Raw genomic sequence first — 17,095 nt, 5'->3', positions numbered from 1 at the left:
CCTGCTTTCATCCACGATCAAAATACTTCGACCCCGCTACTTTCAGCGTATCGAACGGCAATTTCGGCCCCGACACGGGCATTATGCTTGACCAGCGCGATATTCGCCGTCAGGCTTTTCCCATCCGTCAGCTCCTTCACTTTCCCAAGGAGGAACGGCGTCGCTTCCTTGCCTTTAATCCCTTGTTCCTCCGCTTCCTTCAAGGCTCTTTCAATGATGCGGTCCATTTCGAATTCGTCCATGGCATCCTCTTCAGGGATCGGGTTGGCGACGACGACTCCACCCTTAAGACCAAGATCCCATTTGGCTTTTAATAGATTCGCTATTTCTTCTGCCGATTCGACTTTATAATTTACGTCATAAGGACTGCTCCTTGTATAAAATGCCGGCAGGCTGTCTGTTCTATAACCTAAGACGGGGACTCCCTTTGTTTCCAGGTACTCGAGGGTCAGGCCGATATCCAATATCGATTTGGCTCCGGCGCATACGACCGCCACATTCGATAAGGAGAGCTCCTCAAGATCTGCCGAAACATCCATCGTCACTTCCGCGTTCCGGTGCACGCCACCGATTCCACCCGTGACAAAGACCGGAATGCCGGCAAGCCCGGCACAAATCATTGTCGCCGCCACCGTCGTCGCCCCGTCCTTTTTTGATGCAAGGATATAAGGAATATCCCGGCGGCTCGCTTTGATCACACCCGTCGCCTGTCCTAAGTATTCAAGCTCTTCATGGGATAAGCCGATTTTGATCTTTCCGTTCAGAATGGCAATCGTAGCCGGTACCGCTCCCTTCGAGCGAATGATATCCTCCACTTCACGTGCCGTCTTCACATTTTGAGGATACGGCATCCCATGGGAAATGATCGTGGATTCCAGTGCGACGAGGGCCTTTCCGTTCTGTTTAGCTTCCTTTACTTCCTCTGAGTATTCCACATACGTATTGATATTCATCACCATTTCCCCCTAATAATATAGACTGAATTCCTGTTGCAGCTTGCTTCTGTTCAGAGTCGGTGCCACCGTGTGTTCAGACTGAAGCGTGATCGACGAGCAAATCACACCGATCCGGCACGCCCCGTCTGTATCGGACCCCTTTAAATAACCGAATAATATGCCGGCGACGAGGGCATCCCCTGCTCCCGTTACGTCCTGTACGGCTACCTTTGGAGGCAGGATGGCCGTCGCCTCTTTGTATGTCGTGTAATAAACAAGACCCTGATCTCCACGGGTGATGACCGCACGCTCCGCTCCTCTTAAGGTAAGGTCCTTTGCGGCTTTAAAATAATCGCCCTCCGTTTCGATCTTCATATCCAGATACATCTCGGCTTCCCCTTTGTTGCAGATGAACCATGAAACGCCCTCTAATGAAGAAGGGAGTTTCTTTACCTTTGGAGCGGAAACCGGGATGACCGTCAACGGCACCCCCTCGGATTGACATCTTCGCATGATGTATATCAGCACATCTTCTGGAAAATTCGTGTCCAGAAGCACCATTTCAGAAGACGAAATCAACCCCCACCGCTTCTCAATAAATGAGATGTCAACGCTTTCATAAATGTTCATATCTGCCATGGCGAACATCATCTCCCCCTGTTCGTCCAATATGGCGGAGTAAGCTCCTGTACTTTCGTTTACAAGTCTTTCTGAACCGGAAACATCCGCGAAGGTTTTCGTCTGCTGCAGTAGCCAGCTTCCCTCGGTATCCTCCCCGACAACTGTGATCAGTTTAGCGGATTTCCCGAGCCGCCCAAGGTTCTCGGCGATATTTCTAGCCACGCCCCCACTCGTCTGTTCCGTTTTCACAGGATTGGAGGTTTCCGGAATCAGTCCGCCCATCAACCGCATCTTCCGGTCCACATTGGCACCGCCTATGCAGGTGATGCCGTTTTCTTTCGGCACGACATAGGCACGGCCTAAAATCTTACCCTGTTTAACCAGATTTGAAATATAACCGGCTACAGCCGACCGGGAAATCCCACTTCTCTCTGAAAGCTCCTGCTGCGTCATGAACGGATTCTCTTCAATTAATGACAATAAAAGTTTTTCTTTCGCGTTCACTTTCTCCCACCCCTATAAAGAAAAGTAACTTTTGTTAATATTCTAAACTTTTGTTTAAATTTACACAAGTTGGAAGTTGGCAGACAAAAAAATAGACCTGCTTCTCCCTCGGGAAAAACAAGTCTATCAAGCTAAGATATTTTCTTTTCTTTCACCTTACCTGTATCTTTTAAATAATATTCATCCGACGTAAAGAACTCGTTGGTAAGCCTCTTCACTTCTTTACTTAACAGAAGGACCGCAATGATATTCGGAATCAGGATGGCTGCAAGGGCCAAATCGAGGAACTGCCAGATGACCTTTGCCGCTCCGACGGAACCAAGGATGATGGCAAGGGTATACACCACTTTGATTCCCTGTGCCGTTTTCCAGCCGAACAGGAATTCAGCCTGTTTTGCTCCATAAAAGACAATGACGATAATTGTCGATAATACGAAGAAAATCAATGAAATCGTGACAAGGATTCCTCCGAATTCACCGAAATAATTCGTGAATGCTTCCGTGGTAAGCGCTGATGGGTCATCCAGTGCATTCTCTGCTGTCCAAACCCCGGATGATAATACGACAAAAGCCGTCGCCGTACATACAATGATCGTATCGATTACGATCCCAACAATCGCCCAAAGCCCCTGTCTGACGGGATGATCGGTTTGCGCCGCTGCATGGGCGATGGGTGCCGTTCCAAGTCCTGCCTCATTGGAGTATAAACCACGGGCAAATCCCCAACGGATCGTCTCCGCCACTGCTACACCGGCAAAACCGCCCATTGCCGACATGGGTTGAAATGCGTTCGACAGAATGAGACTGAAGAATTCGGGCACTGCGTCAACGTTCATAAAGAGAATGACCAATGCACTCCCTACATAAATCAGGGCCATGAACGGAACAAAGACCTCCGTTACTTTCCCAATACGCTTTATCCCGCCAAATACGATCAATACGACGATGAGTGCAACGACAATGCCTGTGATCAGACCGTCCACTTTAAATGTTTCCTCTACCGTCGACGCCACTGCATTCCCCTGCACCATCACACTTGGGATCAGCTCGATCATGAGGGCAAAGGCGAACCAGACGCCAAGCCACCTCATGTTCAATCCTTTCGTCATATAGTACATGGGTCCGCCCACATATTCTCCCTTTTCATTCTTCTCACGATAACGGACAGCGAGCACACTCTCCGAAAACTTAAGTGCCATTCCGATTAAAGCAATCACCCACATCCAGAAGACCGCACCGGGTCCCCCGAACATGATGGCTGCCGGGACACCGACGATGTTCGCTGCCCCGATCGTGGATGAAAGGGCAGACGTCAACGCCTGTAACGGCGTCACCGTCCCCTCACCTTTTGGCTTCTTAAAGACGCTTCCTATCGTTTGCTTAAATATGTAGAGAGGATAGCGAAATTGTATGAACTTCAATAAAAATGTTAAGTACAAACCAGTTGCACCCAGTACGATGATCAATGGTGGACCCCATAACCATGCCGATACCTTACCTACGATGTCAAAAAACGTATCCAATCGTGCTCCTCCTTTGATAGAGGCAATGGCTAACATTTGGAATACTGACCGGGGTGAATAGTTGAAGATGCCTAAGTATGTAAAAAATGATCGATTTCCTTTGTGAAGACCCCGAATCCAGGAAGATTAGCCACTACTTCTATATGCTTTTCCAAACTTTTCCCTAAATTAGGAAAGCTAAAACATATTTAGGTGAATTCCTGCCAAATGGGGTCTATTGTCATGAAGGTCTTTTTTGCATTCATGCTTTGCCTGTCATCCGACAATTCCCCCTTTCCAACGACAGCATCCAACCATTTCCCCGGAAATATGCTATTAACTACACACAAAAAACTGCAGCCGACAACCAGCTGCAGTTTCTTTTTCTATTCTGTCACCCTTGGCAGTATCAACACTTCCACCCGACGGTTCTGACCCCGTCCTTCTGCCGTCCCGTTGTCGGCGATCGGCTCGAATTCCCCGAAGCCTTTCGCACTGAACCATTGAGGATCAAGGGCGGGGTTGTCTAGAATGATCTTCATGAAATTGACCGCCCTCATGACGCTGAGCTCCCAATTCGAGTCGAATTCCGCATTTCTGATGGGCACATTGTCTGTGTGGCCGCTGATGATGATGTTCCGGGGCGGGTTCATGACAAGGAGTTCTGATAATTCCCCGGCTACGCCCAGATCACTCCCCTGGACCGTCGCAGATCCCGAGTCGAATAATACATTGTCACGAATCGTCAGGAGCAGGCCTTCATCCGTCAGCTTTGTGACGAATTGCACTTCCAGATTATTCGTCTTGATATATTCGTTGATTTTTTCCTGGATTTCCTTCAGCTCTTCCTGATCCTTCAGAAACGCCTGTTTATCCAGCTCTTCCTTACTTATATCCTTCTCTTTTTCCTCTTCATTCCCGGATGAAGCCGCCTGCTTCTCTTCCTGGTCACTAGACTGCTGGGGTGCAACAGGGCTTGGATACTCCATCATCCCTGTGCCGCCGGTGAAGATTTCACTGAACACCTGTGAAAGCTCCTTGAATTTTTGGGCATCCACCGAGCTCGATGCGTAAAGGACAATAAACAGTGCCAGTAACAGGGTGAGTAAGTCGGCATAAGGAATCAGCCAGGATTCATCCATATGCTCGTCATCATGTTTCTTCTTACGCCGCCTCATCCTCATCCCCCTTTAATAACAAGATCCGTTCGCTTGCCGGTAAATAGGATGCCAGCTTCTGTTCAATGACCCGGGGAGATTCTCCCTCAATGATGGAAAGGATGCCTTCCACCATCATCATTTTCATTTGAACTTCACGTTTGGATTTCCGTTTCAGCTTGTTGGCAAAAGGGTGCCACAGCACGTATCCCGTAAAGATACCAAGCAATGTCGCAACGAACGCAGCTGAAATCGCGTAACCAAGCTCATCGGTATTATCCATGTGACTAAGGGCTGCAATCAATCCGATGACGGCTCCGAGCACACCGAGTGTAGGCGCATACGTCCCCGCCTGGGTAAAGATGAGAGCACCTGCACTGTGACGCTCTTCCATGGCATCGATCTCCTCATGGAGGACATCCCTTATGTAATCGGCACTCTGACCATCCACCGCCAGTGAAAGTCCGTCCCTCAGGAATGGATCTTCCACTTCCTGTGTTTTGGCTTCGAGTGCAAGCAGTCCTTCTTTCCGGGCAAGATCCGCGACTTGTGAGAAGAACTGAATCGTTTCCTTCGGGTCCTGCAGTTTTTGTTCTTTAAACAGTATGCCGAAGAGCTTCGGTACTTTTTTGATTTCGTGTGTCGGGAAGGCAATGGTCACAGCGGCCACCGTCCCCAGTAAAATAATCAAAATGGCTGCAGGGTTCAATAAGGCAACCGGGCTTACCCCTTTAAATACCATCCCCACCCCAACCGCTATCAATCCTAAAATGACTCCTATCAAAGACGTCTTATCCATCTGATCGCTCCACCTTACTCATCGTAGTCTATTACTAATATCGGATGGAAACGCTGATTCTTGAGTGGAAGTTCCGTTCAAAATTTTCTTGAAATTACCGTAAAACGTTATGAAAGCGCCATCTGTTTTTGTCGATATATGGAATATATGGGTGTTTTATTAAAAAGGAGAGAAATGTCATGACCCCTAAGCAATTGAAAGAAGTCGATAGTAAAAGAAAGAATCTTCTGCTCTTGATCACGTACGGAATCAGCCTTGCAGCCGCCCTCTCGTATTCGATCATCAATGAGTCGGGTACGATCACTGTAACCATCTTTTCCCTGCAAATTACTTTTCTTGCAGGATATTTCGTTGTGCTGCAAATGATTTTAAAGAAACCGCATTCCTATGTTTATTTCAGCATTCCGACAGTATATGCCCTGATGGGAGTCTGGCAGTTTTTAGAAGGGGCCAATCCTACCGATTTAGTTACACTCCTCTTTTTAGCAGTGGTCAGCGCCATTCATTTCAATCCGGTGATCTTTGGAGTCGGTTATCTATCCGGTCTGGTATTGATTATTCTGAACGGGGTGCTGGCACCTGAAGGCGATGTCATCTATGCCGAGTTATATGTACCTGCCCTTCTGGTTTACGTCTTGATCGGCGTAGTACTTGGCGTCGTGATCCATTTAAACCGCTCGCAATTCAAACAACTTCAGGAATTCATCCACATGACTGAAAGCGAAGGCAGGAAAAAAGAAGAACAACGAAACTTTTTGCAAAAGGAATTAGCGACCATCTCATCGAGCATCAGCCAAATCAACGAACAGGTTCAAACCCACCTCGTCTCACATGATGAGATGAAAACGGCTGTGAATGAAATTTCTGCGGGAAGTGTCACTCAAAGTGATCAGATCAACAACATCGCTCTCGTGACCGAAACGACGATGAGTAAAATGGAAGAAGTAGCAAGGCTTTCGGACGATCTTACCTCCCACTCCAGCGATGCGAATGCCATTGCCGTTACAGGAAGCGAACGCGTCATGGATCTTCAGGAGAATATGATCGAGCTGAAAAATATCATCGAAGGCCTTCATCAAACCTTTAAAGAGCTCACAAGTAAAATTGAAGAAACCAATACCTTTATCGGAAGCATCCAGGATATTACGGACCAAACGAATCTACTGGCTCTAAATGCGTCCATCGAGGCTGCAAGGGCAGGGGAAGCAGGTCGTGGATTCAGTATAGTGGCCGATGAAATCCGGAAATTGGCGGAAATTACGCGGAACACGGCGACACGCATCAACGACAACCTGGCTTCCGTTAACGCCGTGAACTCTTCAGCCGTTGACATCATGAATCTAAGCTCTGAGAAACTAAATGAAAACGTAGGGGCAACAGGAGAAGTGACATCTTATTTCACGACACTTCGTGAGAAGCTTGACGTCCTCTCAAACGAATTCCAACGCCTTACCTCCACCGCTTCTGATGTCAGGGGTCAGACCGAGGAAGCCGAGCTGTCAACCAAGGAATTGGCGGCTGTCATCCAACAGACATCTGCGGGACTTGAAGAAATCAGTGCCACCATCGAAACCCTTCATGGTGACAACCGTACGATCGCACAATATGTTCAAGATACTGCCACAAGTGCAGAGCGAATTCAGCACAGTGTCAACGCGTAATCTGTGGTAAACTAAGTGCAGCAGCTTTAAAGGATGTGGCACTATTGAAAAAACGATTCACCATGATCATTCCCATCATGATACTCGTAGCCGTTGCCTGTTATTGGATGCTCGGCAAATACTATTCCGAGATCGAGCTTGGTTCTAAGATCATGCTCATCATCGGGGGCACGCTCCTATCCGGAGTGATTTCCTTCTTCTTATTTAAAGAGGACCAGGAGCCGAAATAATAAGAAAAACACCACTTTCATCGCAGAAAGTGGTGTTTTCTTATTTCAGCAGCTTGCCTTCCAGTTTATGCTCATAATTTTTGAATAACAAACTATTCGTATTGATCCGCTTCTTCGAAAGCATACTGTTATACTTCAGCATTTTCTCATTCAGGTTCTGCTCGAGTTCCTTCTTTTCCAGATCATCATCACATACCCTGATCAAGTCCTCAATCCGCATCATTTCTTTTTTGACATTCATTTCATCCATGGTGTACCCTGCATTCTTCATCATCCGGTGGGCCATCTTCAATTCTTGGGGGACACCAAGATCATCGTCCAGATTAAGCGGTTTCCCGTAGCCAGGCAGCTTCTTGAACTCCCCGTCCTCATATGCCTTCTTGATTCGATGTTCTGACACAATCATTGAAAAATCCAACTTTACCCCTCCTCAAGTGGCCTTCCTAAAAGCAGCGGGCCTGTTATGACCAGTATATCCAATCCGACAAAGTCCTGAACAGATCAGATGCGTCTATTTTCTGACAATTCATCTTCACATATTTTCAGGTTGGGCTGGAAAAACTATCTGTATCACGAATGAAAAGGAGTGGCTGACATGGCACGTGGAAAATCATTTGAATCAAAGAAAAAGGGACATCCAGGAAACTTCCCTCAAAACAGTACATCCCCTAAACACTCTGAAGACGCAGCGGGCGATGAAGAACTGATTGTGACACAAGAAGCGTTTAAAAATCGTGAAGATAATGATGAACACCGCTACTAAAGACGAAAAACGCCAGGGATACCCTGCGCGTTTTTCTGTTTCCACCGTCGACATGCATTAATTTTCAAATCGTTAAACCGTCACGCTTTCCTGCTTGCTTAAATCCATCGCAGGACCGAAGAATTCAAATCGGACCGTGGATACACCCATCTCCTTCAAGGTCCCGATGACCGCTTTCATAAACGGAGCCGGACCGCACACATAGCATTCTGTACCCGCGTCCACAAACTGCTTCAGGATTTCTTTGTTTACGTATCCTTTAAGGGATAGAGATTCCTCCCGCGGATTTTCATAGATATAGCAGGCTTCCCCGTTTTCGAGTTCCGTCATGAGCTTGTCGACCTCACCTTTAAAGGCATGGACGCCTTCATGTCTGCTCGCATGGATAAACGCCGTTTTACGCTCCGGTGTGGTTCTCGCCACCTGTTCGAGCATGCTCATCATAGGCGTGATCCCTACTCCCCCGCTTATAAACGCAACTGGTGAATCGCCATCCTCTAAATAGAAATCTCCTGCCGGTGCACTGACTTCAATCTCACTTCCTGGGAATACTTGATCATGAAGGAAATTGGACACCTTGCCTTCCGGATTACCTTCTGCCTCTCTTTTCACAGAAATTCTGAAAAGATTCTCCATTGGCGCGCTTGATAGACTGTATTGACGAATGTGAGTGAACTCTTCACCAGGGATCGTCACCCGCACAGAAATATATTGACCCGGCATGTAAGTCGGGACATGGCCCCCTTCTTTTGGTTGAAGATAGAAAGAAGTGATGACTTCGCTTTCCACTACCTTTTTTGCGATAATGAACGGTTTGAAGTCTCTGTATCCAGCTTCTTTGTTCTCCGTTTCTTGATACATCTCTTCTTCCACATCGATGAACACTCCGGCGATGACACCATATGCTTCTCCCCATGCTTCAATGATCTCATCTGTCGCTGCCTCACCCAGCACCTGTTTGATCGCTTGAAGCAAATGCTCCCCTACGATCGGATAATGCTCAGGCTTCACTCCCAAACTTCGATGCTTGTGGGCAATCTGCTTCACTACAGGAATAATACTCTCGAGCTTATCAATGTTCTGTGCAGCGGCATACACCGTATTGGCCAATGCGGTTTGCTGCCTTCCCTTTTTCTGATTGGCATGATTGAAAATATTCAGTAGTTCCGGATGGTTTGTGAATAGGTTTTTATAAAAAACAGACGTTATTTCCGTTCCTTTGACCTCTAAGACAGGAGCAGTGGATTTCACGATTTCGATGGTTTTTTGAGATAGCATATCGGTCACCTCTAAAGATATATTTTGAATACATCTTTAGACTACTCCTACTTTTCCATTAAAGAAATATCATAAATACATCTTTAACAAAACAGCCACATTTAGACACAGGCTTACTTCCTTCTGTATAATGGATATAACGGAACGGAAAGGTGAGATACATGAGACTAACATTATATACTGACTACTCACTGAGGGTCCTGATTTTCCTCGCTTCAAAACCGAAGGACGAGCTCTCTAATATAAAAGAAATCGCAGATGCCTACAGCATCTCAAAGAATCACCTGATGAAAGTGACATATGAACTCGGAAAAATGGGGATGATCGAAACGATCCGTGGCAGAAACGGCGGAATCAAACTTGCCAAGTCCCCTGAAGACATAAATATAGGAAAACTTGTCCGTGCGACCGAAGAGGATTTTCATCTTGTCGAATGCTTCGATGCCGAAAACAACTCATGCATCATCACACCGGTATGCGGTTTGAAGCATGTCCTTGGTAAAGCATTGAACGCCTATCTCTCTGTCCTCGATGATTACACCCTGTCCGACCTCATCCAGAATCCAATGGACTACCGGTTCCTCTTTCAGGAGCAGGAGCGGGATGAAACGTCAACCTGAAAAAAACTTCTCACCGGATGCCGGTGAGAAGTTTTTTTGTGGGCTTTGAGTTCAGCTGCTGAAAATAAACCATTATTCAGCTGCTGAATAATCCTCCATAATCAGCAGCTGACCACTACGATCCAAACGGCTGAATATCAACCGGGAACGCGCTTTACTTTTTACTTTCACTGTACGTAAATGTCATCAGCACAAACAGGAAAAAGCTCAGTAACAGCGTGCTTCCCCCGACTATGTAGAATACGGTCGTAAAGCCTGAAGGCAGATTGAATGGATTCAAATTATACATCCACATCCCCACGGTCAATCCGATCGAACCGATGATCGTTGTCCACACATGGGCAAATGCCAGTTTAGAAGATTTCGGCACCTGATAAGAACGATAATAAGAAGAATAGGCAAATAAGCTCAACCAGCCGACCACCAGTATATGGGCGTGGATGGGCTTGAATGCATACGATCCTGCTCCTGCCATATGAGACCCGAGAAACGCTCCGATAAACCCATAAATGGCGGACATTCGTAATAAAAGGACATTCCAAGGCACTGGATTCCTCCCCCTTTTCATCAAAATCATACTTCCATCATTATAGTACAGTTGTCCAAATATACGCTATGCTTCTTGCCCCGATGCCATAGAACGTTCATATTCGTAAAGGCCATGCACAAATACTTTCCCTTTCTATTGCATACGATACAAAGATAGGTGTAAACACTTGCAAACGGTGTCCGCACTGATACAATAAGAATGTAATAGAACATTCTGAAAAAAGGAGAATACATATGACTAATTTCCAACAAAATTTAGAGAAATACGCTAATCTTGCAGTCGAAGTCGGAGTGAATGTTCAAAAGGGTCAGACCCTTGTCATCAACACGTCCATCGACTCTGCAGAATTCGTCCGCTTAGTAGTAAAGAAAGCCTATGAAGTAGGAGCGAAGCACGTATATGTAAACTGGAGCGATGACACCGTCAACCGTACGAAATACGATCTTGCCCCGGATGAAGCATTCCAGGAGTTCCCTGAGTGGAAGGCACGTGAAGTTGAAACGCTTGCTGAAGGCGGAGCTGCTTTCATGAGCATCGTCTCTTCAAGCCCGGACCTGTTAAAAGGCGTCAATCCGGATCGCATCTCGAACTTCCAGAAGGTTGCCGGTAAAGCGATGTCCAAATACCGTCAGTTCATCCAATCGGACAAAGTCAGCTGGTGTGTACTGGCCGCTCCTTCAAAAGACTGGGCTGCAAAAGTATTCCCGGATGCATCTGAAGAAGAGCAAGTGGATCTGTTATGGGATGCCATCTTCAAAGCGGTCCGTGCCGACCAGGCTGACCCTGTACAGGCATGGAAGGATCATGACGCAAACCTTCACGAAAAAGTCGAATACCTGAACGAAAAGAACTACCAGAAGCTTCATTACACAGCACCAGGGACGGACCTGACCATCGAGCTTCCGAAAGGCCATCTGTGGGTTGGAGCCGGAAGTGTGAACGAAGAAGGAACGACATTCATGGCGAACATGCCGACGGAAGAGGTATTCACGGTTCCACTTAAGACCGGTGTAAACGGTACGGTATCAAGCACGAAGCCGCTCAGCTACGGCGGTAACGTGATCGACAACTTCACGATCACATTCGAAAACGGTCGCATCGTGGACGTAAAGGCTGAAGAAGGCGAAGAAATCCTGAAGCGCCTTGTGGATACCGATGAAGGATCTCACTACCTTGGTGAAATCGCCCTTGTTCCACATCAATCCCCGATCTCTCAATCGAATGTATTATTCTACAACACATTATTCGATGAGAACGCATCAAACCACCTTGCGATCGGGAACGCTTATGCATTCTGTATCGAAGGCGGAAAGAAAATGAGTGAAGAAGAGCTTGAGAAAAACGGCCTGAACAACAGCATCACGCACGTTGACTTCATGATTGGTTCTGACAAAATGAACATTGATGGAGTGAAAGAAGACGGCTCGACTGAAGCAGTATTCCGCGATGGTGGTTGGGCGTTTTAATTTTAGTATGTAGTGTGAATCCCCGGGAGGCGGCTTGGGCTGCCTTTTGGGGTTTTGTTTTTTGATGGGGGGGTTTGTTTTTAGTCAGGTTGACTGAGCGCTCAGTCTAATGGTTATATTTGTAAAAAGACGCAATTAACCAAATTTTGACGCAATCCCTTTGTAAAATGACGCAAATATTAAAAAAACGACGCAATAAATTTTATTTTGACGCAATAACCCGCGAAAATGACGCAATCCCCTCTCCAGACCATGACCAATCCAGCACCGATCCCTCCATTCTCCCTATCGATCTGCCAAAAACCAATACACATAGTCTCTTTTGCACCATTTCCACCGCCGATGACCTGGATCCACACTCCCGTAAGGAGATTTTCACTATCAACCACCCCTCTATTCAAAATAGGGAATTTGGTATCTCAAGCCTTCATACCGAATGAGTAAATAGTTTGTAAATACCAGTAAATCAGTCTTGTTTATTTCGTCCTGTCGGGCTATGATAATCTAGTTCATCTAGAGTTTCATAAGGGGAGGGATTTAGATGAGAATTCGGGATTGGGACCGCAATTTAAAGGTCCGGCTGTTTGGGGAAGCAGCGATTAACATTACCTTCTGGATGTTCTTTCCGTTTTTGACGATCTATTTCACAGAGTCGTTCGGAAAACAGACAGCGGGATTATTATTGGTTCTTTCACAAGTATTCGCCGTACTCGCGAATCTGATGGGAGGCTACTGCGCGGACCGTTTCGGCCGCAAGAGGATGATGGTCATCTCGGCCTTTGGACAAGGCTTTGCTTTTTTGATCTTTGGACTGGCCAGTTCACCTTGGCTCGATTCTGCCATGATCGGCTTCATCTGTTTTAGCTTGGTCGGGGTGTTCGGCTCGTTTTATTGGCCGGCAAGTCAGGCCATGGTCGCAGACGTCGTGGATGAGAAAGACCGGAGTCATGTGTTTGCCGTCTTCTATACATCCATTAATATCGCCGTCGTGGTCGGGCCTATATTAGGAGGCATTTTCTACGTCCACTACCGTTTTCAATTATTGCTCGCAGCTGCTCTTATTTGTATGCTTTTAGCTCTGCTTCTATATAAAATGACGAGGGAAACGGCACCGGCAGATAAGAACAAGCTTCTTGTCACAGAGGGAAAAAAGAAAGCCTGGCACAGTGTGTTGTCGGATCAATTCAAAGACTACAGCGTCATTTTCAACGATAAAACGTTCTTATTGTTTATTTTAGCCGGAGTCCTGGTAGGTCAAACGTTCATGCAATTGGACCTCCTGATTCCCGTATATATTAAAGATGTCATGGATAAAGCCACTCTGTTCAGCTTCGGGGACTGGTCATTGACCCTTGTGAGTGAGCAGGTATTCGGACTGATCCTGTCGGAAAATGGATTCCTGGTGGCCCTTCTTACAGTGGTCATTACGAGATGGATCACGAAATTCCGTGAACGAAATGTGTTCATTCTGTCTTCTGTCATCTATGCGGTTTCGATCTTCATGTTTGGTCAAACGAGTTCCGTATGGATGTTTGTGATCAGCATGGCGGTGTTCACGTTCGCGGAACTGATGACGGCCGGTATCCAGCAAAGCTTCGTATCCAAGCTTGCACCGGATCATATGCGCGGACAATATTTTGCCGCAGCCAGCCTGCGCTTCACGATTGCCAGGACGATTGCACCTCTATCCATCACCCTGTCTCTATATGTGGGGTATGATTGGACGTTCATCATTCTTTCCATACTTGCTCTTATCAGTGCCGGACTCTTCTTCATCATGTTCGAGCGCTTTGAAAAAGAAGAAATGGAACTGAAGAAGGCTGTTCATTAATAAAAAGGAATGATCCGAGATGGATCATTCCTTTCGTTTTTTATTACAGTCCTAGATCAATTCCTTCATCATCAGACTGAAACATTGTATTTAGACCAAGATCTGTTGAAAGACCAAGGTTGAACTCTGAATCTGAAGACTCTTCATTTTCCCATTGAGTGTAGCTGGCATCAGCATTTACACCAAGTTTTGATAGAAGAGAAGATTCATTGTCCTCACTAGAAGATAAGAATCCAAGAGCTGTATCCGTACCTGCATTCAACCCGGCACTCGTATACTCTTCTTCAGAATCCATGGATTCAGCCCATAGTCCCGCTTCCACTGCGCTCATGACAGTAGCTGCAGATTCATTGTCTTCATCGTTCGTCATAGCACCAAGCATGAGGTTATTCGCTGCATTTGCTTCGAACTTGGAATAGTCGTCACTGTTTTCAACTGTTGTCATGAAAGAAGTATCGTTCATCGCTTCTACTTGTGAAGAATCACCATCTTCTTTGTCTTCTGTTCCAAGTACTAGACCATTTGCAGATTCAGTACCGATGGACGTTTTAGAAGAATCGTTTTCTTCACTGCCCTCTGTCATAACCCACACATTGGAATCCGTCATCGCATCGGCCATCACTTCATTATCTTCATCAGATGCAGAAGCTTTCAGGTCCGAAGCAAGGTTCCCGGAAGTGGTAGAAGTATACGAATCATCTTCTTCATTGTACATGGTTTCATTCATGATTCCAGCGTCAGTCATAGTTTCTACGGCTGCCGATCCGTCTTCTCCTTCAAGAGCAGCATTCACATCTTGTGACGCTCCCGCTTCTGTTGTTGAAGTGAAGGAATCATCTTCTTCGCTGTACGTAGTTTCATTCATGACTCCTGCTTCCGTATCAGCGTTCACTTCTGCTGATCCGTCTTCTCCTTCAACCGCTGCGTTTACATCCTGGGATGTCCCCGCTTCTGTTGTTGAAGTTGCTGAATCTTCCTCTACTGTCGTTTCATTCATGACAGATGCGTCTGTGTCTGCATTCACTTCCGCTGATTCTTCTTCTCCTTCAACCGCTGCGTTTACATCTGAAGTTGCTTCTGTACCAGTGTTAGTTGAAACAGAATCATTTTCTTCATCTACAGCCGTTTCATTGATGACATTTGCATCAGCACTGGCATCCGCATTCGATTCATCATTTGATCCGCCGATGTTAAGTCCATTCAACAGACCATCTTCTGAATCAAGGATGTTGACGTTTTCCAGTATTCCATCATTACTGTTCAGCAGTGAATCATTCCCTGCTGCTAAGCTTGTGTGACCTCCGATTGCAAGACTTGCTGCTAATCCACCTGTCATAACCAATGTTCTAAATACATTTTTTCTCATTTTATTTTTCTCTCCTTTTAAAAGTTTTTAAGTTTATATACTTTTGAAAAGAAGAGAAGTTTGAGGTGGTTGGGACGGTGGTGCGTTTAACCACTGATCATAGTAAAGATTGTTTTTTTCGTACATATTGACCTTTTGGAAATGGACGGCCGTTGCTTGCTTCTCCGACACAACCCATAAAGAAGAAGCTCCTGTTACCTGACCGCTCATCCCGCTTGTACTGGATGACTGATTTGTTGAATTCATCGTATTCGTCGTCAGGACCGGTTCCACCTTTTTGCGGGTTGGAAAAGGCTGTTGTTTCTGATTTACAGGTTCTGCGTTCTGAACGGATTCCTTTTCCTCCACTTTTCCCGGTTTTGTAAGTATGGTTTCACTTAAACTTTTCGCTTTGCTCATCTTAATGGAGCTCCTATCAGACTCGACCGGAACGTCCTTTTTGACTGGTTCCTTTCGAACATCTTCCGTCTCCACTGGGACATCATTATCCTGATCCTCTGTGTCGATTATAGGCTCATCGGGCGTTTCAACGACTCCCGTGTCCACTTTGACAGAGGGTTCTTTTGAAACGTCTGCTTCGACTGTACCGGTATCCACTTTCACCTCTGGATCTTTGGATACTTCGACATCGACGACGCCTGTATTCACTTTCACTTCGGGATCATCCGACAGGTCCACCTCCAATAGAGGTTTATCGTCTGACAATGATTCTGTCACCGGTTTCGTTGTTTTGTCTACCGTGTTGGTGACCGTTTTCGTGGTTGAATCCACTGTTCCGGTTACAGATTTCGTTGTTTGTTCAACGGTTTTGGTAACGGCCTTGGTAGTGTTGTTCACCGTTTCCGTTACAGGAGCCGCTGAGTCCCCTGCGATATCTGTAACTGGTTTAGTCGTGTGTTCAACCGTTTTGTTAACCGTATCACCCACGGTCTTCGTCGCTGAATCCACCGTTTCGGTAACCGATTCTGTCGTCTCATCGACCGTTTCCGTCACCGAATCAACTGTATTGGAAAGGATATTTCCTCTCGACTGCTGACCATCCTCAGAAGGTTTGTCCTTCTCCTCGTCAGGAGCGGACACGGCTTCATTCACGGTTGCTGTCGCACTGTCCGTGACAGCGTTGACTCCATCCGTCACATTGGAGAGAAGTCCTCCCTCTGCTGAAGCAAAGGTTGGAATACTGATGACTCCAAGAAAAAGCAAAGCCTGAATTAGGCGTTTTTGCACTGCGTCTTGTCACCTCCTTCCGATTCATATAAGGAATGCAGGTTTGGGGGTTTCTGGTCGCCGCTTGTACCAGGTACAAATGTTGTTGATTGTACCTGATTCTCCACGTGTTATATCCGGACCGAGATCCGCCAAGCCTCCCTTTTTCAACAAGGTAACGGAGGTGGTTCATATTTGGATCACTTTTTTCATAAAAAAATTTATTTTTCCCCCAAAAAATTTTCAGAAAAGGATGAATCCGAAAAATTCCGTTTACCCCCTTTTCCCATAAAAAGTGAGATGTTACAATGTACAACCGTAAGCAATCTTAACGTAGCTCTTTAAGAGTTAGTCGGAGATTCCAATCAATACTACGCAAAGAAAGGATGTTGATTTCAATGCATATCGGAAGCAAAGGCTGGTACGTAGAAGAACTAAAAAAAGCGGGAGTGCGCCGCTACGAAGAACGCAAAGTAGAATCATACAAAAAACACGTTCTGGCAAACCTATTAGAACGTACAAAATAAAAAATAAGAGGGACGGACCTCGATTCCTATGACCAGGTCATAGGAATGAAGGTCCGTCCCTTTTTCTGTGAAAAGAATT

At 46.1% G+C, this 17,095-nt stretch carries 17 protein-coding genes; 7 read left to right on the top strand and 10 right to left on the bottom strand.

What is annotated here, in order from left to right:
- Positions 1 to 17 precede the first annotated feature (17 nt).
- The 5 genes from CN378_RS13150 to motA form a co-directional block, all read right to left on the bottom strand.
- Positions 18 to 953, bottom strand: coding sequence for a pseudouridine-5'-phosphate glycosidase (locus CN378_RS13150; protein WP_257141136.1), 936 nt, complete (start codon positions 951 to 953; stop codon positions 18 to 20).
- Between the two features lie 12 nt (positions 954 to 965).
- Positions 966 to 2,060, bottom strand: coding sequence for a carbohydrate kinase (locus CN378_RS13145; RefSeq protein ID WP_098352605.1), 1,095 nt, complete (start codon positions 2,058 to 2,060; stop codon positions 966 to 968).
- 131 nt (positions 2,061 to 2,191) lie between these two features.
- Entirely contained in the window at positions 2,192 to 3,583 is a 1,392-nt protein-coding gene (locus tag CN378_RS13140; RefSeq protein ID WP_098352603.1) for an alanine/glycine:cation symporter family protein, read from the bottom strand.
- A 365-nt stretch (positions 3,584 to 3,948) separates the two neighbouring features.
- On the bottom strand, positions 3,949 to 4,740 hold the full coding sequence (gene motB, locus CN378_RS13135) for a flagellar motor protein MotB (protein ID WP_098352601.1): 792 nt from the start codon (positions 4,738 to 4,740) through the stop codon (positions 3,949 to 3,951).
- Entirely contained in the window at positions 4,727 to 5,518 is a 792-nt protein-coding gene (gene motA, locus CN378_RS13130; RefSeq protein WP_098352600.1) for a flagellar motor stator protein MotA, read from the bottom strand. The genes motB and motA overlap by 14 nt, the downstream gene beginning before the upstream one ends.
- Before the next feature lie 179 nt (positions 5,519 to 5,697).
- Between motA and CN378_RS13125 the strand changes: the two genes are divergently transcribed.
- Positions 5,698 to 7,179, top strand: a complete 1,482-nt coding sequence (locus CN378_RS13125; RefSeq protein ID WP_098352599.1) for a methyl-accepting chemotaxis protein — start codon at positions 5,698 to 5,700, stop codon at positions 7,177 to 7,179.
- A gap of 44 nt (positions 7,180 to 7,223) precedes the next feature.
- On the top strand, positions 7,224 to 7,409 hold the full coding sequence (locus CN378_RS13120) for a histidine kinase (RefSeq protein WP_098352598.1): 186 nt from the start codon (positions 7,224 to 7,226) through the stop codon (positions 7,407 to 7,409).
- 40 nt (positions 7,410 to 7,449) lie between these two features.
- On the opposite strand, the gene CN378_RS13115 is transcribed toward CN378_RS13120, so the two are convergent.
- A complete protein-coding gene (locus tag CN378_RS13115; RefSeq protein ID WP_098352596.1) occupies positions 7,450 to 7,827 on the bottom strand; it encodes a DnaJ family domain-containing protein in 378 nt (125 codons plus the stop codon).
- Between the two features lie 177 nt (positions 7,828 to 8,004).
- On the opposite strand from CN378_RS13115, the gene CN378_RS22650 reads away from it, so the two are divergent.
- On the top strand, positions 8,005 to 8,172 hold the full coding sequence (locus tag CN378_RS22650) for a hypothetical protein (protein ID WP_179884913.1): 168 nt from the start codon (positions 8,005 to 8,007) through the stop codon (positions 8,170 to 8,172).
- Between the two features lie 72 nt (positions 8,173 to 8,244).
- Here CN378_RS22650 and hmpA read toward each other — a convergent pair whose 3' ends face one another.
- A complete protein-coding gene (gene hmpA, locus CN378_RS13110) occupies positions 8,245 to 9,450 on the bottom strand; it encodes an NO-inducible flavohemoprotein (protein ID WP_098352595.1) in 1,206 nt (401 codons plus the stop codon).
- Positions 9,451 to 9,611: 161 nt separating this feature from the next.
- Here hmpA and CN378_RS13105 point away from each other — a divergent pair, with 161 nt between their 5' ends.
- On the top strand, positions 9,612 to 10,070 hold the full coding sequence (locus tag CN378_RS13105; protein WP_098352593.1) for an RrF2 family transcriptional regulator: 459 nt from the start codon (positions 9,612 to 9,614) through the stop codon (positions 10,068 to 10,070).
- A gap of 154 nt (positions 10,071 to 10,224) precedes the next feature.
- On the opposite strand, the gene CN378_RS13100 is transcribed toward CN378_RS13105, so the two are convergent.
- On the bottom strand, positions 10,225 to 10,617 hold the full coding sequence (locus CN378_RS13100) for a hypothetical protein (RefSeq protein WP_483295083.1): 393 nt from the start codon (positions 10,615 to 10,617) through the stop codon (positions 10,225 to 10,227).
- Positions 10,618 to 10,853: 236 nt separating this feature from the next.
- Between CN378_RS13100 and CN378_RS13095 the strand changes: the two genes are divergently transcribed.
- Positions 10,854 to 12,086 carry an aminopeptidase gene (locus CN378_RS13095; RefSeq protein ID WP_098352590.1) on the top strand — a complete coding sequence of 411 codons (1,233 nt, stop codon included), beginning with the start codon at positions 10,854 to 10,856 and terminating at the stop codon, positions 12,084 to 12,086.
- 541 nt (positions 12,087 to 12,627) lie between these two features.
- Positions 12,628 to 13,917: an MDR family MFS transporter gene (locus tag CN378_RS13085; RefSeq protein WP_098352586.1), complete on the top strand. Its 1,290-nt coding sequence runs from the start codon at positions 12,628 to 12,630 to the stop codon at positions 13,915 to 13,917.
- 43 nt (positions 13,918 to 13,960) lie between these two features.
- Here CN378_RS13085 and CN378_RS13080 read toward each other — a convergent pair whose 3' ends face one another.
- Positions 13,961 to 15,283 (bottom strand): hypothetical protein, encoded by a 1,323-nt coding sequence (locus CN378_RS13080; RefSeq protein ID WP_098352585.1) that lies wholly within the window; start codon positions 15,281 to 15,283, stop codon positions 13,961 to 13,963.
- Between the two features lie 33 nt (positions 15,284 to 15,316).
- The gene (locus tag CN378_RS13075) at positions 15,317 to 16,510 is read right to left on the bottom strand and encodes a hypothetical protein (RefSeq protein ID WP_098352583.1); all 1,194 of its coding nucleotides are present in this window, start codon (positions 16,508 to 16,510) and stop codon (positions 15,317 to 15,319) included.
- A gap of 377 nt (positions 16,511 to 16,887) precedes the next feature.
- Between CN378_RS13075 and CN378_RS13070 the strand changes: the two genes are divergently transcribed.
- Complete coding sequence (locus CN378_RS13070) at positions 16,888 to 17,016, top strand: YflJ family protein (RefSeq protein ID WP_079530789.1); 129 nt, start codon at positions 16,888 to 16,890, stop codon at positions 17,014 to 17,016.
- Positions 17,017 to 17,095: the final 79 nt, after the last annotated feature.

The organism is Bacillus sp. AFS015802 (genome assembly GCF_002561455.1).
Lineage (GTDB): Bacteria > Bacillota > Bacilli > Bacillales > Bacillaceae_B > Rossellomorea.
This window is presented reverse-complemented; position numbering and strand designations above follow the sequence as displayed.